The following is a 21,803-nucleotide window of genomic DNA, read 5'->3' on the forward strand; positions in this document are numbered from 1 at the left end:
TTCATCAGAAGCAAAGAATTCCAGTCATCGGTTCTAGTCATTACTAGCCTGCTACTGCGTTCAGCGGTTTTTACAAAATAACCGATCAAAATTGGCGAATTTTGTGTCCAGTAGATGGATTTCTGGTCGGTCTGCATGGCAGAATACGGTCTCCCGCAAAATCCCGATGAGCTACTACAATGTCTTCCGATGATGTTTGTTCTACAGAGCTGTTTTCAAACACACAATTGCCATCATCTTCTGCTGCGGAACTCTCAGCTTTACCCAAGATCGCCAACTACACCATAGAGCGGTGCATTGGTGCTGGTGGGTTCGGCAAAGTTTTTAGAGCAGCGCGCAACAGCGATGGGAAAGTCTTTGCAATCAAATTATTGCATTCCAGCGATGCACCTTCGTTAGAATCGAAACAGCGATTCTTGCGGGAAGGGACTGTACTGTGCCAACTGCAACATCCGCGCATTGTCGCATTCCGTGAGCTTGGATTCGCAGGGAATGATCTTTACTTAGTTATGGACTACGTCGACTCCGTGCCATGGTCTACTGTCTGTGAAAAATTAGCTCCGGCCAAACGTCTTGCTGTGGCTGTAGGAGTTGTTGGTCATTGTTTGGACGCATTGATCTACGCACATTCAAAGTCGATCGTTCATCGGGATATCAAGCCAAGTAACATCCTGTTGGAAAAGCGGAACGGCAAATTGTATGTTCGTTTGGCAGACTTTGGATTAGCTAAGAATTTTCGGCAAGCTGGCCATAGCGGCGTAACAGATGAAGGTGAGATTGGCGGGACGCTGAGCTATCTCGCACCGGAACTGCTGAATGGCATTAAATACTTTAAGCCTGCCAGCGACCAATATGCTTTAGCCGCAACTCTATTTGACATGTTAGTGGGAAGACCTCCCATCTTGATGAAACCTAATTCTAATCCACTACTGGAAATTCGACGGCACGCGATACCACGCATTGAGAAACTGTTTCCAAGCATTCCTGAAAAGCTCGCAAACTGGATACACCGCGGACTCGAGGAAGACCCTGAAAAACGATTTTCAACAACGCAAGAGATGCGAGACGAATTGACGCTCGCAATGGCTACAGCAACAAGGACATCATGACCAAAATTATTACTTCCTGTTCCCGTTGTAACAAATCGATGCTTATCGAAGACAAGTTCCTCGATAAGAACATTCGGTGCCCCAAGTGCGACAGCGTATTCAAAGTTACCAATATCGCGATCCCAAATGAGCAGGATCCTCAACTAAACCAGGAAGCGATGGCCACTCGGTCCGATCCGCATTCAACCGAAATTAATCAGGCCGCATCGACTTCAGCAATATCACATGCGACACCGCTGGAGCCGACCGCCGAAAAAATAGGTCGATACAAAGTGATCCGTGAGCTTGGACGGGGGGCTTTTGGAGTCGTCTTTGCGGCCGAAGATCCGGTGCTTCGGCGTCATGTAGCAATAAAGCTACATCACCGAACAGAGGATACAGAAAAACATACCAGGCTACTTCAAGAAGCTCGAGCAGCCGCCCGTCTGCGACACCCCAATATTGTCGCGGTATTTGAGGTCGATTCGAATGACGAAAAAACCTTTGTCGTTTCTGAGCTGATCGAGGGTAAAACACTGGCCCATCTGATTAAGCAGGGAGCCTTGTCTGTCGAGCAAGCCGCAACTATGGTCCGGGATTTAGCGCGTGGCCTTGCCTATGCCCACTCGGAAAAAATAGTTCATCGCGATGTTAAGCCTCAAAACATTCTAGTAGGTGACGATGGAAGGCCACAGATTGCCGACTTTGGGTTAGCCGTCGATCGACGCGATGAAGATGTATTCAATGCTGAAGCCTATTCAAAATCTGGAACACTGGCGTACATGGCGCCTGAACAAGCCGGGATTGGAGGGACATCGGTTGGGCCAGCCGCAGATCAATATGCACTCGGCGCTACATTGTTCGAAATGCTGACAGCCGAGCGACCTCATGAAGGAAGCGCAATTGAAATCCTAAAAGCACTTGAGCAGCCCAGTCCGCCGCGAGCACGCGAGCGAAAATCGGACGTGCCAATTGATTTAGACGCTATTTGTTTCAAAGCAATGTCGCAGGAACCGTGGAAACGCTACGAAGATTGCAGTCAGATGGCTGATGATTTAGATCGATATCTAGCGGGCGAGTTGATCTTAGGGCGACGTATTGGTGCAATAGAAAGGCTTCGTCACTTCTCCAAAAAGCATCCAAAGATTGCTGCATGGGCTACGACTGCTGCCGTTATAGCTCTTGCCATCTTTTCTGTAGCAACCACTAGCGCCGTTCGTAATCAAATTTTAATCAAGCGAGCTCAATCAGAGAGTAACTTGTATGCTCAGGGACAACGGCAATTGCAAGGGGAAATGTCGGGGTTGAAAACGGAAGGCTCAGCCAGCTTGCTGACCAACGTAAGCAACACAAGTTCGGGCTTGAGTGTTTCGGACGCCAGGAATTCAATTTCCAACTGGGTCGCGTATTCTCGCAAGTTGAACAAAGCTGCCCGCAGCTTTGCATTGAATGATATCGAAACCAGTCACAAATTGCTCAATGAAACGCGAGCGGAATATCGTGACTGGGAGTACGGGCATTTGACCCAAGTTTTCGAACCGCACATTGCAGACTGGGAAATCGACATTGACACTTGGAGTCTCAAAGTCTTGCCACTTTTAAATGGCCGTTCGATTGGATTATTGTGGCGAGACAACATCTCGATTCGTGATGTGGTGACAGGGAAAGAGCTCGTCCAACAAAAAGTGCCAGTCAAGGAACCGGTTCTCCGATCCGCAATAGCTCTGAATACTCAACCCTTGCTGGCGACCGTTTCATACAACGGTGTCAGTCTATGGAATTACGTCGAACGCCCTGAAGCAAGCATCAATCTAGAGGCATTTAATACGACACTTGTCGATCTTAAGGTTTCACGTGACGACCACTGGATCGCAGCACTTGATACACGATCGCAATCTATTGTAATGTGGGACCTTACGACGAAATCGTTAGTCGCAACGCCTGCTATGAAAATCAAGTCCTTCATATTTGCGCATGATTCATCCTCTATCTTGTGTTTGGATGATCAGGGGCTGCTTCAAAAAATTTGGCTGCCTAGCTTTGATGTGGAGGCAGTCGTTAGCGCTGGCAATCTAAATGCCCTAATAGCCATGAGCGCAAATTTAGAAGACATGGTCTACGCGGCAACAGACAATTCGATCCAAGTCGTAGATTCGAAGGGCATGCATAAGGGAATACTATCTGAACGTCTCGTTCAAGACCCGTCACTGCCCGAGAGTCCCCAGTATGCAGAGCGTGATCCGGACAATCGCTTCGTTGCATTTCGCGACCAAAACGAGATTCGCTTCTATTGCAACGGACGGCTTACAATGCTGCCGGTACCGTATGCGTTGAATACACTTCAGCCCCACTCGATCACTTTTAGCAATGATGGTTCGTTGATGATGCTTCCGGTTTATATATCCCATAAGGAAAGACGGTTGCTGATCTGGAATACATCGACCATTGCGCCGTTACAAACTATTGGAGAAAAGTTTGAGGCAAGTTGCACCGCTTCGTCACTCGATCATCAATCGATTGCAATTGGTAGTGTCAATGGTACCGTTTCTTTGGTCGACACAGCGCGTCATGCCGTGTTGTGGAAGGTAACCCCGTCAGCCGAGCGATCGCCAATCGGTGCAATTGCCATCTCACCAGGTGGTCAAACAATTGCGGCCGGCATGATGGACGGATCAGTTCGTTTTCTATCTGCCGCCGACGGAAAGGTTCTGCATAAGTGGAAAGGAGAACAAGTCGATCGATCGGTAAGCTGTATTAACTACTCGGCCGATGGGAAGCAATTGGCCGTGGGGTTCGAAGCGAAGAAAGCCCTCGACGGCGGATCGGTGCAGGAAACTGCAGCGTCTTCAAACGCGTTCGAAGTGCTTGTGCTCGGATCTCAAGATCTCAAAGTCCTGCATCGTCTGGCTAAGCATACTGCGAAGATCAATTCTGCCGAATTCTCGCCTCGTAGTAATTTCCTCGCGACTTCCGGGGCTGACGGGCAGATAATTCTTTGGAATACGCAAAACGCAGCTATCGTCGCGGAGTATGCATGTCCGGGGGAGAACGCAACATGTTTGAAGTTCTCGCCGACGGGTGACGCAATTGCCGTTGTTGTTTCTGATGTCGATCTAGCCTTGTCTATGCGAACCCAGACCTATGAAGTGCCCGTTTGTACGTACACGACTGAGACACGGACGCGAATGGTGGAAAAGACAGTCGTGCAGACGGAAACGCGAATAAAATCTCGAATGGTGGAAATGGATGGCCGAGAGGAAGTGCAAACCTTTGATTACACGGTGGAAGTACCTGTAACAACCCAGGTTGAAGTTCCGTATACGGTGACGGTACCGGTAACTACGACGGAAACAAGAACGCAAGAGTACAAGTTTTACCAACTTGTTCCAAGGACCAGTCCGGCGCAACCAGTAGGTCGCCCAAGGGTACTTTTGCTGGGGACCGATGATCTTAAGCTACAAGGTCAGTGGTTTCCAGAAGCTGGTCGGCAGCCATTTGCGGTCGGTTTCGATTCTGATGGCGATCGGCTGTTTGCCACGACTGACCACGGAGTAAGCGTACTCAATCCGCAAGTCATGTTTGAGTTGGTCGAGTTGCCAACTCGCTCATATGCGAGCCTGGGCGAAGAACTGTTTTCAAAGATCCATTTCAATCCCGCTACGAAAGAACTGTGCATCGTAGGACTAGAGCCCCAGTGGATGATGGAGTTTGCAACGCCGACTGATTCACACTGGAACGCCGTTGCAAGTGCGGCTAAGCGATATTCCGAAACGAAAATTGAGCCGCGTCTAAATCTCAATAATACTACTAATTCAACCGTATCGAACTCGCAAGCTGCCCTGGCACCGTCTGCTCCAATGCCTGCTCCAATTGCGCCAGGGGCGCCGCTGGAAGTTGCGACGAGCCCGCAGCCAGACGGGCAAGTCGCGCTTCAGAGTGCGACGAAAAGGAGCAGAAAATTGAAGGACGTTCCTGGCAATAGGAAAGCCGTCTCGCTTCTTGATATAGAACGTTCAGCAGACTTCAATTCGATTTTTGAAAACGATTCATCCGAAGGTTCTGTAAAGTATCTGCAAGGCGGACAGGAATTCACTCAGGTATTGCAAGGGAGTTCTACCACAAAACATATGTTTGAGCTCGAGCCCGGATGGTCAACTTTCACGACGTTGTTCGGCCTGGACGATAGTTTTAAAGGTGCTTGTGCTTTTGTCGTCGCCGGCGACGGAAGAACTCTCTACCGCTCAAGTGTCATTCGCGACCATCGGTTGTATGGCATTCATGTCGATGTAAGCGGCATTAAAAAGTTGGAACTTTTTTTCGAAGATCTCGGTAAAACCGATGGAGTAAAATCAGGCCTCTGGATTTCGCCATATCTGAAACGCGCAGCGGAGGAAAATGTCACATCTTCAGACTTTGAAGAGGTTAGAATCAAAGGAGAGCAAGTCGATGGAATTGAGATTAAGTTGAGCCAGTCTGGTGTTGAACTCGTCGGTATAAGGACATCCGAGCCAAAGTTGACTATCAACGGATTCGATTGGCAGCCTAAGTCGACAAAGGCGCTAGCAAACAAAGGTGAGACAAAACTATTCGGTGACGGATTAGATTTTTCTCGGGCACGCTTGCATAGTTATCAGGTAGGAAACGGCGGAAACTTGACATACCACTATGACGAGGATCATCTTCTAATCCAGTCACGTTCTATCCCAAATACGACGACCAGCTTTGACATTGTTGTTCAGATTCCGAAGCAAGTTTCTGCACTTTCAGCAGTAGGTACTGAGCCATACTGGACGACACCATGGAAAATCGCAGGCTGGGAATACGATGTGAACGAGGCGAGTGCAATCCCCTCCGTTGTACCGCCCAAAAACACACGCCCGTTTGGCGTTATCGAATTAGACTACTTTGATTGGTCGCGAAACAACGACTACCATCTCATACCGAAAATGCCTCGTGAGCGTTACATATTGATTGGTGAAAGAAAGTTTAAGTCTGACGGCGGGCTATATCGCTTGGAAACGATTGCGGCTGATGGGATTCGAGTCAAATTGGACGGCAAGCTTGTAATCGATGGGTGGGTAAGCCGAGAGGTTACGCAGGATGCGAGGATGATTGAGATTCCTCCGGGGCAGCATACGTTGCGAGTTGAATACTTCGACCTGTATCGACGAGGTCGCGTAGGAATTCAACTGCGATGCCTTGAGCCTAAAGGTGGCGAACTGCAGGTTAAACGACTTAAGCCAAGCAAAGATGCTTTGGCTGCACGTGAGTCACAGTTCAAGCCGATCGAAAACCTTAAGTCGATAGGCGTCTTTACGACTACCGAATTGAATTCACCGCGAAGGGAAGTCACGGCGCTTGATTTTACTGCAGCCCATGGGGCAATCGATGCTGATTCTCTAGCGAATGCATCCAAGCTGTCAAAGGTCAGGTCTCTGTCCATCGGGCCGAACAAACTTTCGCCGATGGATTGGTCACAGCTTTCCAATCTGAAGGAACTTCGAAATCTATCGATTGTCTACGACGCTATCGACATAGAAGATCTGAAAGAGATTGCCAGATTCGATTCCGTGGAAAATCTGGCGATCCTTGGCAATGGTATTAACGACGAGGCGGTTAAAATCATTGCGAGTATGAAAAACATTTCCGAGTTGCATTTGTGGTACATGTCTGACGTGACTGATGCAAGTATCGATTCATTTATCGCGATGCCAAAATTGCAGATATTGGGAACAGGCGGTACTTCCATAACAAAAGAAGGCTTTGCGAAACTTCGAGCAGCACGTCCAGAAATTGAAGGACTGCCTGCTCCGTAACGAAAGCTAGTGCCTGAGCTGATCTGCCAGCGATTTACCGTCGCGAACGCTTGAGGAAAGCTAAGCTGATTTATTAAGCTTGCCGCTAGGCGGGCATTGACTAAATTCTTAGTTTGAAACAGAAGTGTGATTCAGCTCAATAAAGTATTAAGCTGTTCGATGATTGCTTCTGGTTCGCTCATTCTGCCGGCTCCGATGCGGCGGCAACTTAGCCAGCCGGATTCGGGGCCGACCATGTGGACTCCGTCGGTGCGGAGTTGCGTGATGTTTCGCTGGACGGCGGACTGCTGCCACATTACGTCGCTCATCGCCGGGGCCATGATGACGGGGGAACTCATGCACAAGTAAAGTGTCGAAATTAAATCGTCAGACAGCCCTAACGCGCACGATGCAATAACTCTCGCTGTAGCCGGCGCTATGATCAATGCGTCAGCCTCGGCAGCCAACTCAATGTGTGCACCCAAAGGAAATCGCGGGTCATAAATATCCGTGACAGGTGCCGCCTTACAAAGAGCTGCGAACGTAGCCGGGCCGATGAACTGCAAGGCAGATGGTGTAAGTGCGACTTGCACGTGGTGCCCGGCCTGAACTAGTTGACTGACTAGGCTCGCCGACTTAAATGCTGCAATCCCACCGCTAACGGCGACCACAATTCGACGGTTGGACATACGACTGCTCTTGGGCTTCTAACGGACTACGTAGGCATAACGAAAAACAGGACGTGAGTTGTCACGTCCTGTGCAGTAGTTGAATGTTGAGCGTTTCGGGAACGCGCAATGATTAAAGGTCGCCGATGTCCAAATCGAGCAAGTCGCCCAAGCCTTGGCTGGCACCAGTCATTTTGACTTCGTCGGATGCGTTCAAGTAAATCTTGTCCTGCAGAATTTCTTGAACAGCGATCTCCATCTTGTCCTCTGTGTGAATATCAACCAGTGGACGCGATCCGCGATTAAGCTGAACCAATCGCTTCTGAATTAAGGTCGACAATTTGAAGCGTCCGCCAACTTTGTTGACAATCGCTTCTTCTTTTAGCTCTTCAAGCATAAATGTTGGTCTCCGTTGTACTGCATTAGCAGTTGGCAAAGTTCTTGGACTGCGTCGTCGACATCTTGGTTAACAAGCTGATGTCGATACCAGTGCCGTTGGTTCATTTCTTCAGTGGCAACTTCCAGGCGCCGTGCGAGCGCTTCGGGGCTCTCAGTACCCCGCGCGATGAGTCGATTTCGTAGTTCATCGATCGAGCCTGGATGCACAAAAATCGAAATGGCGTCAGGAAAACTGTCCAACACCGATTTCGCGCCTTGCACGTCAATCTCCAAGATTACCCATTTTCCGCGTTCCCAGCCAGATCTAACCTCGGCTCGCAGCGTTCCATACCAGTGCCCGCGGCCAAAAACTTCCTTGCATTCCAGGAATTCACCCTTCTCGCGACGGTCTGCGAACTCCTCGCTGGACATGAAATAGTAATCGCGGCCATCGATTTCGCCACGTCTCGCTTGCCGTGTAGTCGCAGAAATACTCAGTTCGAGCGGCAAATTGCAGTCGCGAATCAAGCGTCGGACCAACGTCGACTTCCCAGCTCCGGAAGGCCCGGAAATAATGATCAGGTGTTTTTGCGTTTCAAGAGTCATTCGACGTTCTGTACTATCTCACGAAGTTGCTCAATCATGGCCTTGATTTCGATCACGCTAGCAGCAATCTCCGCGTCCGATGACTTTGAACCAATCGTATTGGTCTCGCGGTGCATTTCCTGCGTCAGAAATTCTAGCTTACGGCCAGCGGGTTCTTGAGAATCGATCAGATTTTCCATTTGTTCGATGTGGCTGGCAAACCGCACAATTTCCTCGCAGATGTCCGAGCGATCAGCGAAAAGCGTGACTTCTCGGATAATATCGCCTGCTTCGAACTGAATTCCAAGCTTTTCCTGGGCCTGCCGGACCTTTGTTTCCAGACGAGCTTCGTATTCTTTGACGGCACTTCCAGCCAAACTTTGGATCTTACGAACCTCAATCCGAAAAGCCTCAAGCGTGCTACGGAACTGCTGGGCCATAGCCTGCCCCTCGCGGAGCCGCATCGCATGCAAATCGAGCAGAGCAGCCACCAAACAGTCTCGCACTGGTTGCAAGAAGTTGTCGTCGTCGGTTTGTGCCGTTTGGCTGGTGCAAACGACGCCGGGCAATGCCAAAAAATCACCCACTGGCAAAGTCCAGCCGACTTGTTCCGCTGCCTGAGCCGCTTGTCGAAGGTAGCTTGCCAAAACCAGCGAATTGATTGAAGCGCCCTCGGTTTCACCGCTGCCGGTAAGGGCTATTGAGACCGAAATACTGCCACGTTTGACGTGAGCTCTGACAATCGACTCAACCTCGGGCTCAATCGCCGCAACTTGGTCGGCGATGCGCGTGGTGACTTTCAGGAAGCGATTGTTGACGGCGCGGATTTCTATTTCGACTGTGCCGTCGCGAAATTTGCTGGACGCTTGGCCCTGCCCCGTCATGCTAATTAACACGACGACCTACTCTGCAGCTGGGTTGGGAGTGGTTTCTGGTTCGCTCGCAGGCGCAACGGGCGTATCCGTCGCTGGTGCAGTGTCTTCGCTGGCCGTTGGCGGCACGTCGACCGCACCTTCTATTTCTGTGACTTCTGCCTGTGTCTCCGTTGCCGCTGAATCGATGGCTGGCACGCCCTCAGCAGCAGGAACTACTGCACCGGCATCAAGAGCACCGGCGGCGGGAGCGGTTGGAAGTGGACCATTTGGTAGGCTAAGACCGCTGGCGGGGAAACTTGAATCGTTACCCAGCGTCGGAAGGTCACCAGATCCGCCAACTGTGGTCGCAGGAGTAAGATCGGCTGTCGTATTCGAAAGTGCCGATCCAGCCGGTGGCTCTGTGTAAAAATAAACGCAGGTGGCCGCCAAAAAGATCCACAATGTGGCTGTGACGATCGTTATTCGAGTGAAAATATCGCCGGCCTTGGTTCCGAATGCACTCTGGCCGCCTGGACCACCCAAGGCACCAGTCAAACCACCTCCGCGACCTTGCTGAAGCAAAATCAGCAGAATCAAGAAGCTAGAAAGTAGAAACAGCAGCGTTCCAAAAATATATTGGGACAAAACTGCGATGGGGAAGGCTGTAAATACGATGGACACGAACTCCATCCTTAAAATGCTGGGAAAATGGGGGCGGCTGGCTCAAAATAGCCGATGGCCGGAAATCGAAAGCTCCGCATTCTATCGAGCTGCACCTAACATGGGAACACGAAACCACCTAGAAAAGCTGCGAACATCGTGATTCCTAGGTTCGAAAGTCTGCGAAGCGACCACTGAGCTTTCGAATTGGCCCTAATCTTCTTCGCTAGAGACCTCGATGAGCGACTCGATTTCACCGTCGCGACTATCGAAACGACCGGCGTAAAACTCGCAATACAGATGCAGGCTCATCATAGTTCGCCGCTTGATGTCACCCAATGACCGGTAGAAAAGCAACTGGTCGCTGCCGATTTGCACGCGAAAGCCACGCGCGATGGAGGGTTTGCGAATCTCAAGGTCTTCCGCAATTGTCAATTGTCGCCATGTATAGGCGGATTTGGACGCTTTGTCCCCGCAGCCAATTACTAGCGGACACATCATGCGGTCCCCAGAAGTGTTTTGGTGAAGAGTGAGGGTTTTGCCATCCGAACTCAATGTGCCAGCTCGATTCTGCTGCTTCCATTCTGGCAGCGCGATCGGCAGAATGACTGCGGCTGGCCGTGAAATCGTCTTGGTTGATTTATTGCTGCGAGCTCTCAAGCGTATTTCTGTGTTTTCGTGGCTGCCTTCCGCATCGATATCATCTGCCAAGGTTAGTGTGGATTTCAAAGACCAGTCAGCGCTAAACTTACCAAGTAACGTGTCGCATAAGAACACAACGCCTTCGCTGCGGATCAGCATAATCTGCCGCTGAACCTTGCACTGCTCTTCCGCCTCACACTGCAGTTCTAAGTAGTCGATGTCGTCATCGCTCATCCAGCAGACTTGCTCCCAAGGCGAATCGATGGCAACCTCCATACCATCTTTTTGTAAATCAAGCTCCCAGTCGCCTGCGATCAGTTTGCGACGGTTCGGGCCGTATACTTCAATCGACATCGGATCGACCGAGTAGTCGACGGCGACTAATTGAGAACCACTGAGCCAATCGCGCCGCATGACCGCGGCCTCAGGTAGTTCAAAATTCTGACCTAAAGGTGGGAGTTCGGCTTCGATGCTCGAACGGATCGCTTTGATCTTCTGGCTTTTTTTGCCATTGGGAATCAGGGCTTCCACCAGTGTGTTGAGCTTCTTATCGTGCGGCCAATGTTTAACAAATGCATGCCAAAGAGCATTGTCGTCGGAAACAGCATTGCCTTGCAAGAGCGGCTGGCCACCGACCTGCGACAGTGAAAGTCCAGCTTTCGCGTAGTAGGTCAGCATTTTTAGGTCTTTCCGCGACAGTTCTTTACCATTCAAGGCTCGTAACAGCCAGCAACAACGCAGTACGCTGGCAAGCAGCGTGCGTACTTCATTTCCGCCTCGCTGCAACCACATCGCCTCTGCGTTATCAACGCGGCTAACCAAGAATCGCAATCGCTGTCTCGTCTCAGAAACAAGCTTGGTTTGACCATCCATGCTTTCGATTTGAGTCGCAAGTGCCAGTGGAATTTCGCAACCCCAGAGCATCGTCGGAATGATGGATTCGTTGCTGGCATCACTCCAGGCGCGGTCAACTTGCGTCAGAATATTCTGAAGTGTTTCAAGCCATAACGAACTTGAAATGGTAGCCGTGGCGTGTTGCATTGCATAAATCCAGCCTGCAGCAACAAGTGTCACGTAATGGTCGCTACTATCGAGCGGTAGATGCGTATTCAACCAACGGGCGACGGTATTGGAAAGGTCTCGGGCCTTGGCGATCCGCTTCTCCGACTTTGTCGGCGAAGATGTATACTCCAAAAGTTGGCTAACGGCGATAAACTGCTCAAACGCATCATCGATTTCGGTGCTTAAGCAAGCAGCTCCCCAAGTGATAGCATCGGAAAGTTGAGTGCTATCCTTCAACTTTTCGCGACGATTGATTTTCGCGGCGCGTTCCTGCTTGTCATCGCCGGCCCCATTAGTAGAGCTGAGCGAATGTTGATCTTTCCAAAAGTGCAACAAACTACTTGCAAGCTGCATGTCGTCGTCCTCCCTGTCGCTATTCAATTGTGCGCTCGACGTATCAAATGTTAAAACTGTAACCTGCAGCGGGTATAACAACCGTTTTGGGAAACGGCAAGCAATTTGCAGAATTCAATCGTAATTGATTTTGCAAAACCATTTCCGTCATTCGAAAGCAGTTGTGACTCGTTACAATGTCGAGACCAGTCGGGCACAATTGTTGTTCGAGATTTGGCGGATGCAAGCAGGAAGAGTTCGGATTTTTACGACATTCAGAAGGCTGATGAAATGCTGGAAAAATTACCAAAATTGTTTTCGTTTCGAGCCACAATACAGCTTGCATTTGCAATCAGCTTCTGTTTCGCTGCTTCTGACGCGTTTTCACAAATTCGCCCATCGCGGGATGAAGCATACGCGCGTGTGCGAGGAACATTTGGTCCGCCGCCAGATTTTCAGCAGATCAGTGAAAAGGGATTGATCTGGGTAAATCCCAAAAAGCGAATGGTTGTTTGTGACGGCCACGTTGCGCTGCGCGCCGGACAACTCGAAATGTTTGCATGTGCTTTTGGAACGAAAGAGCACGAAAGTGTGGTGTCGGTCTTTGGGCAAGCAAGCTGGGTCCATACTGCCTTGCTCAGCGTTGGAGCTGAGGTCGGCCAGCCGGTTCAGTTCGAACCGTTTAAGCCTGCGGAAGGTTCTACGATCAAAGTTTACGTCCTTTGGTACGATACCGACGGAAAGAAACGCACCAGTTCAGCTCAGGATTGGATCCTAAACGTCAACACCAAAGAAACAATGAAGCTTGACTGGGTTTTTGCAGGGAGCAAGTTTGTCAAGAACGACGACAACGAAGAGCTCTATTTAGGCGACTACGGCGACTTCATTACGGTCGCAAACTTTCCGTCCGCAACCTTGGACCTTGCCATTCGTAGTGACGCGAGCAACGAAAGCTTACAGTTCGCTCCCAACACTGATGCGATTCCGCCATTGTTTACACCTGTGCGAGTCGTTCTGGTTGTAAGTGACGATCCACCCAGGTCCTAAGTAATTCACGAGCTGAAGAATTGGGCTCGAAGCTAATCGTCTTTGCCAGACCATCGTTTTGTAAGGTTATGTTCGATGTCGAAATGATCGAGAATCCGAGCGACGATGAAATCGACCAAATCTAGGACGTCGCGAACGCCGTGATACCAACCCGGCATGGCCGGCATGATTGTGGCTCCCGCCTGCGACAGCCGCGTCATGTTCTCAAGTTGAAAAGTGGAAAGCGGCGTTTCCCGCGGTACTAAAACCAGCTTGCGGCGCTCTTTTAAGTGCACTTCTGCTGCGCGGTGGATCAAATTGCCACTGGCGGCATGAGCTACGCCAGACATGGTTGCGCCGGAGCACGGGCAAATAATCATGCCAGCAGTTTTGGCCGAGCCGCTGGCGATCGAGCAGAAATAGTCCGTATGTTCGTGGATATTAATGAAGCTCGCCTGGTCAAGCGCAGGAGTCCTTCCCCATCGTTCCGCTGGATTGGGCAGAAGGCCATCGCCGTTATAACTCAGTAACCATTCGACAACCTCGCTTCCGGCTGGCATCCGAACTCGAAATTTTTCACCTAACTCTTGACCAATTACGGACCACCCTGATGGGCTGATCACCAACTCAACCGTTTGTTTAGAAAGTGCGAGTTGCTGCAGCAGTCGCACTGCGTAGATCGCTCCACTGGCACCGGTAACGGCGAGCACGATTGGCTTCATCATTTTGTGCCTGTATAAAGTGTGGCAACTCCGAAGGTCATCGGAAATTGTTTCGCGTCGCGAAATCCTGCATTCGTCATGAGTTCAAGAAAAGCAGTGCCCGAAGGAAATTCTCGTACGCTCGCGGGCAAGTACTCGTATGCTGAGCTGTTGTTTTTGGCAAATGCCTGTCCGACACAGGGCAAGATATAACGAAAGTAAGCGCCGTATGCTTGTTTAAAGACCGGAAGAGTGGGTTTGGAAAACTCGAGAACTCCCACTGTTCCGCCGGGCTTGCAGACTCGCAGCATTTCACGCAGGCCTTGCATGGTGTCGGCAACATTGCGGAGCCCAAACGCGACGGTGACTAAACTGAAGCTGTCGTCGTTAAAGGGCAATGCCTGCGCGTCGGCTTCGAAGAAGTTCATTCTGTCGTCACTAATCTGCTGCTTCGCCTGTTTCCGCTTGGCAATTTCAAGCATTGGCGAGCAGAAATCGGTGCCGATGATCTTCGGACAATCGGTTTGTTGGGCAAAAGCAGCGGCCAAGTCGCCTGTTCCGGTGCATACGTCCAAGAGCGAGTCGGTCGCGGCAGATCGGAGTAACTTTACGGTCTTGCTGCGCCAGCGTTTATCGATGTTGAGCGACAAGACGTGGTTCATTCGATCGTAATGCGGCGCGATTTGGGCAAACATTTGCCGCACGCGATCCCCGGATTTTTCAACCACTTTGGTCAACTACTCAATCAGTTCGAGAATGGAGCCCTAAAACGCAAGCCGCCTAGCAATATTCTAATTGCTAGGCAACTCGTACTAAGATTTAAGGGCGATTGTTGGCAACTATTGCGCTTGACGGAAGTACCGTACGTGCAAAATCGACCCATCCTCTCCATTACCGCTTTTGACGGCGATGACTTCACCGCAATGTGAAATTGCGTTGTAGAGATCATCGAGATCGGTAGTGCGAAACTCGGGAAAGCCTTCTTGAGCAGGGATAATCAGTTCGTCGCCTGCTTGTTTCAAGGCATACTGGAACCAGGGACGAAACGCGGTTGAGATGCGTCCAATATCGAAGAAGGCAATCGAGGAAAGCGTTTCTTTCTCGTCGATAAAATCCGCTTGCTTTGTCAACGCAGTTGATTTCGACAGTGCATCGATCTGTGCTTGGCTGTAGCCGAAATAAGAGAAGCCTTCGCCAATCAAGGCTTGGGGTGCCATCGATTGAGGGACAGGACAGTCCTCTGGAATCGGATAGAAGTATTTCGTGGAGTTTGCTGTAGCCTCTGCACTCATGGGACGAGGGATCGTATATTCTTCGGGGATATCTGCAAGTTCTTCTTCTCGCATGAACTCGACAATTTGATCTCCGATTGCGAACAATCGCTCAAAGCCATTGGTGAACTTCGAAGCATCGTTGACTCCGACGATTTCCGCAACCTCGATCAGTGGTAGTTCTTGCTCGCTTGCTGGCATGTCTTTGAACCACTGCTTCGCAAAGAGGCTTGGCGCATTCAAGACGAACGCAAACTGGCCATCTTCGGTTGCAGGTATAAAATCTTGCTCGATTGTATCGGCCAGTTCGACCAGTAGCGGCCAACCCCGCTCGAGAAACAGGTTCAGTTTTTCTTCTTCATCATCCGTGACGATTTTTGAGTCGGCGGCGCGTTCCAGGTAGGTTCGAACTTTGCGAACGATTGACCGACAGGTCTCAAAGTATTCTGGATGGTATTGTCGGCGTCCTGCGAAGAATGCGAGTGGGTCACCACCCAAGTGCTCGAGGATTGGCAATTCTTCTTGCGAGTCGAGAGCAACATTTTCCGTACGATACTCGGTCCATGATTCATTGCCGTCGGCGTGCGCGACACTTACCGCAGTTTGACCGCGGAATTCGGGAACGTGTTCGGCGATTTGATCATCGATCCACTGCAAGTCTTCGGGGATCGTTTCGAGAAGCTCGCTGATAGCTTCGATCTTTTCCAGTTCGCGGTCGTCGAGGTCGTCATCTAGAAGTTGGCTATGTTGTTGTTCCAGGCCTTCATTTACTAGCGGTGTAACATTACGTGTGAAGTAATCGCTCAGGTTAATTTCGAAGTTAGCATCCGCCATATCATCCGAGAGGTAATTAATCGCAAGAATCGGGAGGGCTTCTTTGCTACGTACGAGTTCAAGATGGTCGTGATCAAGGAGGGAGTCGCTGCTGCCTAAGGTGGCGACTTGGTCTTGGGATTCGCTGATGCCAAAGACAAGGTAGTCGTCTAGCATTCCGATGATGATGGAGATTTGTCGGTCCTCGAGCAATGTGTGCAATTGGTCAACGATATCTTCCACATCAATGTTGCCGTTGGTGGGTATGTCTTCCCACGGAATCATGGCGCTACTGAGAGTCAGGGAGATGCGAGTACCACGATTGTCTTCGGTTCGCTCTAGTCCATCGAGCAAATGGTTGGCATTTGGAATGCTACTGAGGCCAAAGGTGATGATCGCCTCTAGCTCATCTAGTTTTTGGAGAACGGCAGCTTTGTCAGAAATTTTTCCGCCCAGAATCAGCGTGGGAATCTTGATTGCATCGGTTTCGTCCTTGCGTAATCCCTGCAGATACTCTTTGACCAGTTCGATATCGCCATCTGCTGCCAGCATTTGGATGTCGCGAGAGAGCCGTGATACCTCGGTCAAAGTATTTGGCAAGTTTTGGTCGCCGTATAGAAAAACCTCGTCGCTGGAGAAATCTTGTAGCAGCGAAAGCAGCGACTGAACATTTGGATTACTAAGTGTCGAGCGCAGTTCCCCGACCTTTCCGCTTCGAGTGTTCCATTGTTCTTGAAGTGTTGATGTGACTTTTTGGCCGATCGGTGTCTGCAAAACTTGCTGAACAAATGGACCATTGATAAGGTCTGACCACTGTTGTTGCAGCTGAAATCCTGCCGAATAGACAGCAGCATCCGCATCGACCAGCCGCAAGCTTGATTGCTTGAGATCGAGCGTTTGATACGCAGCAACCGCGCTGGCTGCTGCCTTGTTCTGAGCCGTATTTGTTTGCGCGAAAACACTTGAAGGCATCGCGAAAGATGCAAGTGTGCACGTACAAAGAGACGCCTTTTTAAGGCTATTAATTAACTTTGACATTGAAAACCTCAGTATCATTCCGGCCGATGGGTATGTTGATTTGTGGGTCAGAAAGTAATGGAATGGATATGGTAACGGTCGATTACTGGTCGCCGATCTTCTAGAAGCCCGACCATGGACGCAATACGAATTGCCGTGATCATGGCTGCAACGTTGACGTGAACATAGAGGCCGACGATCCTAGGCATCAGCGGCTGCCCTGCCGAACCGGTCTCAAGGAGCTCTGCCCTAGCATTCAATATATCAGATCTCAAAATATTCGTTCACTGCATTTAGTTCTTGCCTTTCAAAAATTATTAGCCCATAGTTTTCATCGCGTTGCATTTGCCCAACAATAGATGCATATGTCGATTGTAAGCGACGAAATCTAGTGCGACGCCAATTTGGGAGAACTGCGATGGGCCGATATGGCATCAACGACTTTGTCCAGTCAACGGCACAGAAGGACCGTGGCCAGGGCGAGTTTGAACTGGAAAGCGACCGTTTGCTGGAAATTAATTTGGACGGCATGATTTGGACCAAGACCGGTTCCATGGTGGCGTATCGCGGAAACATTAAATTCACCCGAGAAGGCGTGCTCGATCGCGGCATTGGCAACCTTCTGAAGAAGGCGGTCTCGGGTGAAGGCGCTAGGCTTACAAAAGCAACTGGAAACGGTAAGTTGTATTTGGCCGATGCCGGAAAGAAAGTCACAGTCCTTGAGCTGAATAACGACGCTATCTTCGTGAACGGTAACGATGTCCTGGCACTCGACGATACGCTTCAGTTCGATATCCGGATGATGCGAAAGGTCACGGCCATGTTGTCCGGCGGACTGTTCAATATTTATGTCAGCGGCACAGGAATGCTCGCCATAACGACGCATTACGACCCGTTGACGCTAATCGTCACGCCAGATAATCCTGTAGTAACCGATCCAAACGCAACAATCGCTTGGAGTGGTTCGCTGCAACCGGAATTTAAAACGGACGTATCGTTAAAGACGTTTTTTGGCCGCGGTTCTGGCGAGAGCGTTCAAATGCTTTTTCGTGGCAATGGCTTTGTGGTCATCCAGCCTTACGAAGAAGTGTATTTGCAACACGGGTCTAGTTAGTAGTTCGTTATGCATCCTCACTAGCTCAGCGCGGTAAAAAAAGATGGATTCGAGCCTTCCTTTTGCGATACTCCGAATGCTCGATGCAAATATGAATCGAGCATCTGAAGGGCTGCGCACGCTGGAAGATTTGGCTCGGTTTTCCTTGGACAATGTCGCCTTATGTAGCGCGTACAAGCACCTTCGGCATGAGTTAACGAACATCGTCAGCCAATCTGTCGGAGCAGATCGATATCTAGCTCGCAATACGCCTCAAGATGTTGGGACTGAAGTAAGCAGCGATTCGGAATATAGGCGAGATTCAATATCGAGTATTGCCTGTGCTGCCGCCTCTCGAGTCGAACAATCGCTCCGGTGTATCGAGGAGTGTTTGAAATTGGAATCGGTCGAACAAGTCCCCTCGGCGGCTACTTGTGTTGAGCAGCTTCGCTATCGCGCCTACACTGCAAACTCGCAGTTGTTGTTGATTTTGCAGCGGGATCAGGAGTTTCTAAAAAACGCTCGGCTATATGTGCTTGTCAGTTGCGAGTTGAGCGAGGCAGAATTTGTGACGCGAGTAAAATCGATTTCACAGGCAGGCGCCGATCTTATCCAAATTCGCGACAAATCTGCCGAGTCAACGGTGATTATGCAACGAATTAAAACGCTCTGTGACGAGATCGATTTAGAGAAGACGAAGATTATTGTCAACGATCGAGTCGATTTAGCGACTTTATCCGATTCCCATGGCGTGCATTTAGGGCAAACCGACATTACTCCCGCGATGGCGCGGAGGCTGCTCAAGCCAAAGCAATGGCTAGGTGTGTCGACGCACAACCGTCAGCAGTTAGTAGACGCGCTGCATGACAATGTTGATTACGTCGGCTGCGGACCGACTTTTTCAAGCCAGACAAAGTCTTTCGACACATTTGCCGGGCTTGACTTTCTCCGAGAGGCAGCACAACTGGCGACTTGCCCCGCGTTTGCCATCGGTGGTATCAAGCTCGATAACGTGGCGCAAGTACGGAAAGCAGGGGTGGATAGAATTGCCGTTTCAGCTGCGATCTGGTCGGCGGCAAACCCAGTGGATGCCACAAAACGCTTTGTCGATATCCTGCGCAACTAACTTGCGGGCGGCGGTTGTTTTCTCAGCTCGTCGATTTTCGCAGCAACTTTTTTCATAACGCCCGGGCTACGGCCTCGCCAGAAGTCTTGAACGACGCCTCTTTGATCCACCAAAATCGTCATCGGGTATTCAAAGCCGCCCGCCGGCATAGATTTAGCAATTTGAGCACGAGTGTACATCGAATAATCAGCAAAAATCGGCATGCTAATCTTCAACTGGTTCAAGGTCTCTTGAGTAGATTCTTGTAATGCTTTACGATCGTTTGTCTGGCTGGGGTCACAAGCCACACTTATAAATTGAACCTCCGTAGCATCGGTATAGTTCGAGTAAAGCTCGCTGAATTCAGCGTATTCCGTTAGGCTGTCCGCTTGCCACGGTCCCCAGAAATGAAAGACCACAATCTTTCCAATCAGATTTTCATTGGTCGGCTCTAGGTTCGTTCCCAGCATCGGCGCCACATCAATGTTAGGCATAGGAGCATTTCGTAGCGAGGAAACGTCGCGGCCAATGTACAACAATGCCAAAATGCCTAACAACATAAAAACGCCTGCGCCCAAGAGTGGAAATAGGCTTGTTTTTGGTGGCGTGCTTGACTCGGGAGCAAGCTTTCCAGTCGGACTAGATGCGGACATCATTCATATTGGTAAGCGGGAAATTGGAGAGGCTTGATACGCTACAAGACGCGAATGACAATTCCCTCTTTCAAATCTATGATAACGTCGTAAACAAATTCGTCATCTGTGGCCGCTGACCTTCTGTACTTATCCAGGACTGCAAGAATATGTTCGAGATCGAACAAAAGTATCGTGTTGAATGCATCGAGAATGTCATTGGAAACCTGACTGCGGCCGGTTTTTCATGCGGCAGTCAGGAAAAACATATCGATACGTACCTTCGCCATCCGGTTAGGAGCTTCGCAGAAACGGGAGAGGCTTTCCGAGTGCGTCAAGTCAACGAATCGATGGTTGTGACGTACAAAGGAAAGCGGGAAGCAGGGGAAGTAAAAATTCGGACCGAAATCGAATTGCCCGTTGGCGGTGACTTTGCAAGTTGGATGGATTTGTGGGCAAAACTGGGATTTTCGGTGGCTGATGAAGTTCGCAAGATCCGCGACATCTACACGCAGCCGGATCTGGCTAACCTGGTGGTCGCTGTTGACCAAGTCGAAGAATTAGGCAATTTCGTAGAAATAGAGACGTTGGTCGATTCAGATGGCGATCGGACGGCGGGGGCTGCTCGCGTCACGGCGATGGCCACAGCGCTAGACCTGGGGGCAGCGGAGCCGCGAAGCTACTTGCGACAATTGTTGCAATTGAAGGGTAAAGCTTGATTCGTGCGCCGTCTGCCCATTCGGTAGTGTTAGTCGGATTGAATCGATGTAATAATGTGCAGGCGAGCCAAATGTTCGGAACGCACTTTTTGTACCTTTTCTTACCCCGAAGAGACATTGATGACAACCTATACCTTCGTTAAGGCGTGTTCAGCGGCCGTGCTGCCATTGGCCATGTTGTTGGGAGCCAGCCAAGTTGGCTGGTCACAGAAAATTGATTTTGAAAGCGTGGACCAGTCGCCCATCGCTGTGCACGTAGTTAAAGCCTACGAGAACTTCCAAGTTGATCGTCCCATTTTTATCGATCACGCAGGTGACGGTAGCAACCGTTTGTTTATCGGTTCACAGAAGGGCAAGATCTTTGTATTGCCCAACCCTCAAACGGACGAAGAGCCTGCTGAGTTTCTAGATATAACCGACCGAACGGTTTACGACGATCGGCAAAACGAAGAAGGCCTGCTGGGCTTGGCGTTTCACCCGAGCTACAAAAGTAACGGGCAGTTCTTTCTGTACTACACCAACAAGAGTGAACCGCAATTGAGCTACGTGTCACGCTTTACGGTGTCAAAAGATGATCCTAACAAAGCTGATCCTGCGAGCGAGGAAGTTCTCATGCAGATCAAGCAACCATATTGGAATCATAACGGCGGTACTATTGATTTTGGTCCTGATGGATACTTGTATATCGGAATGGGCGATGGCGGGCTTCGTGATGACCCGCTCCAATCGGCTCAAGACCTAACGACTGTCTTAGGGAAAATCCTTCGCTTTGATATAGACCATAAATCACCTGGCCTGCCTTACGCAATTCCTCAAGATAATCCATTTGTTAAGCAATCAGGCGCGCGTCCGGAAATTTTCGCATATGGATTTCGTAACATTTGGCGCATGAGCTTTGATCGTGAAACAGGAGACCTTTACGTTGGAGACGTCGGGCAGGACAAATGGGAAGAGATTGATCTCGTTGAACGAGGTGGTAACTATGGTTGGAGTGCGCGTGAAGGATTGCATGAAGCCAAAAGCAATAAAGTAAACTCCATTTCTCAAATGACCGATCCAATTTGGGAGTATCCGCATGAAGACAAAATTGGTAAGTCCATTACCGGTGGTGTCGTTTATCGAGGTAACGCTGTTCCAGAACTCAAAGGCTATTATCTCTATGGCGATTATGTGTCTGGTCGACTTTGGGCGTTGAAGATCGATAAGGATACACGCAAAGTTGTCGAAAACCGCGTCATCGAATGGTCGCAGAATTTGCCGATTGTCACGTTCGGTGAGGACCAGGAAGGTGAAGTCTATTTCACAACGACGACCAGTGGTGGTATCATCTTCAAGTTCGCAAGCGGCGCGAGTAAGTAGAC

At 50.0% G+C, this 21,803-nt stretch carries 17 protein-coding genes; 7 read left to right on the forward strand and 10 right to left on the reverse strand.

Annotation, left to right across the window (positions count from 1 at the left end):
• The first annotated feature begins 179 nt into the window (after positions 1–179).
• Both SH451x_RS00740 and SH451x_RS00745 read left to right on the forward strand, forming a co-directional pair.
• Positions 180–1,109: a serine/threonine-protein kinase gene (locus tag SH451x_RS00740; RefSeq protein ID WP_479360349.1), complete on the forward strand. Its 930-nt coding sequence runs from the start codon at positions 180–182 to the stop codon at positions 1,107–1,109.
• Complete coding sequence (locus tag SH451x_RS00745) at positions 1,106–6,904, forward strand: protein kinase domain-containing protein (protein WP_479360350.1); 5,799 nt, start codon at positions 1,106–1,108, stop codon at positions 6,902–6,904. The genes SH451x_RS00740 and SH451x_RS00745 overlap by 4 nt, the downstream gene beginning before the upstream one ends.
• A 131-nt stretch (positions 6,905–7,035) precedes the next feature.
• Here SH451x_RS00745 and SH451x_RS00750 read toward each other — a convergent pair whose 3' ends face one another.
• From SH451x_RS00750 to SH451x_RS00775, 6 genes are all read right to left on the reverse strand, one after another.
• A complete protein-coding gene (locus SH451x_RS00750; RefSeq protein ID WP_479360352.1) occupies positions 7,036–7,572 on the reverse strand; it encodes a flavoprotein in 537 nt (178 codons plus the stop codon).
• 112 nt (positions 7,573–7,684) lie between these two features.
• Positions 7,685–7,948, reverse strand: coding sequence for a DNA-directed RNA polymerase subunit omega (locus SH451x_RS00755; protein ID WP_479360353.1), 264 nt, complete (start codon positions 7,946–7,948; stop codon positions 7,685–7,687).
• Positions 7,933–8,535: a guanylate kinase gene (gene gmk / locus SH451x_RS00760; protein WP_479360354.1), complete on the reverse strand. Its 603-nt coding sequence runs from the start codon at positions 8,533–8,535 to the stop codon at positions 7,933–7,935. The genes SH451x_RS00755 and gmk overlap by 16 nt, the downstream gene beginning before the upstream one ends.
• Positions 8,532–9,410, reverse strand: coding sequence for a YicC/YloC family endoribonuclease (locus SH451x_RS00765; RefSeq protein WP_479360355.1), 879 nt, complete (start codon positions 9,408–9,410; stop codon positions 8,532–8,534). The genes gmk and SH451x_RS00765 overlap by 4 nt, the downstream gene beginning before the upstream one ends.
• A 6-nt stretch (positions 9,411–9,416) precedes the next feature.
• Positions 9,417–10,049 (reverse strand): preprotein translocase subunit SecG, encoded by a 633-nt coding sequence (secG, locus tag SH451x_RS00770; protein ID WP_479360356.1) that lies wholly within the window; start codon positions 10,047–10,049, stop codon positions 9,417–9,419.
• Positions 10,050–10,241: 192 nt separating this feature from the next.
• Positions 10,242–12,086: a hypothetical protein gene (locus SH451x_RS00775; protein ID WP_479360357.1), complete on the reverse strand. Its 1,845-nt coding sequence runs from the start codon at positions 12,084–12,086 to the stop codon at positions 10,242–10,244.
• A 270-nt stretch (positions 12,087–12,356) separates the two neighbouring features.
• Between SH451x_RS00775 and SH451x_RS00780 the strand changes: the two genes are divergently transcribed.
• Positions 12,357–13,112, forward strand: a complete 756-nt coding sequence (locus SH451x_RS00780) for a YdjY domain-containing protein (protein WP_479360359.1) — start codon at positions 12,357–12,359, stop codon at positions 13,110–13,112.
• A gap of 32 nt (positions 13,113–13,144) precedes the next feature.
• Here SH451x_RS00780 and SH451x_RS00785 read toward each other — a convergent pair whose 3' ends face one another.
• The 3 genes from SH451x_RS00785 to SH451x_RS00795 form a co-directional block, all read right to left on the reverse strand.
• Entirely contained in the window at positions 13,145–13,816 is a 672-nt protein-coding gene (locus SH451x_RS00785; protein WP_479360360.1) for a UbiX family flavin prenyltransferase, read from the reverse strand.
• Positions 13,813–14,520 (reverse strand): bifunctional demethylmenaquinone methyltransferase/2-methoxy-6-polyprenyl-1,4-benzoquinol methylase UbiE, encoded by a 708-nt coding sequence (gene ubiE / locus SH451x_RS00790; RefSeq protein ID WP_479360361.1) that lies wholly within the window; start codon positions 14,518–14,520, stop codon positions 13,813–13,815. The genes SH451x_RS00785 and ubiE overlap by 4 nt, the downstream gene beginning before the upstream one ends.
• A gap of 111 nt (positions 14,521–14,631) precedes the next feature.
• Positions 14,632–16,914, reverse strand: coding sequence for a hypothetical protein (locus tag SH451x_RS00795; RefSeq protein WP_479360362.1), 2,283 nt, complete (start codon positions 16,912–16,914; stop codon positions 14,632–14,634).
• A gap of 397 nt (positions 16,915–17,311) precedes the next feature.
• Between SH451x_RS00795 and SH451x_RS00800 the strand changes: the two genes are divergently transcribed.
• Positions 17,312–18,007 (forward strand): AIM24 family protein, encoded by a 696-nt coding sequence (locus SH451x_RS00800; protein WP_479360364.1) that lies wholly within the window; start codon positions 17,312–17,314, stop codon positions 18,005–18,007.
• A 76-nt stretch (positions 18,008–18,083) separates the two neighbouring features.
• Complete coding sequence (gene thiE / locus SH451x_RS00805) at positions 18,084–19,112, forward strand: thiamine phosphate synthase (RefSeq protein WP_479360365.1); 1,029 nt, start codon at positions 18,084–18,086, stop codon at positions 19,110–19,112.
• Here thiE and SH451x_RS00810 read toward each other — a convergent pair.
• Complete coding sequence (locus SH451x_RS00810; RefSeq protein WP_479360366.1) at positions 19,109–19,747, reverse strand: TlpA family protein disulfide reductase; 639 nt, start codon at positions 19,745–19,747, stop codon at positions 19,109–19,111. The genes thiE and SH451x_RS00810 overlap by 4 nt on opposite strands.
• A gap of 146 nt (positions 19,748–19,893) precedes the next feature.
• Between SH451x_RS00810 and cyaB the strand changes: the two genes are divergently transcribed.
• Together cyaB and SH451x_RS00820 are read left to right on the forward strand one after the other, a co-directional pair.
• A complete protein-coding gene (gene cyaB / locus SH451x_RS00815; RefSeq protein ID WP_479360367.1) occupies positions 19,894–20,442 on the forward strand; it encodes a class IV adenylate cyclase in 549 nt (182 codons plus the stop codon).
• Between the two features lie 120 nt (positions 20,443–20,562).
• Positions 20,563–21,801, forward strand: a complete 1,239-nt coding sequence (locus tag SH451x_RS00820; protein ID WP_479360368.1) for a PQQ-dependent sugar dehydrogenase — start codon at positions 20,563–20,565, stop codon at positions 21,799–21,801.
• Positions 21,802–21,803: the final 2 nt, after the last annotated feature.

This window comes from Njordella aestuarii (genome assembly GCF_056494165.1).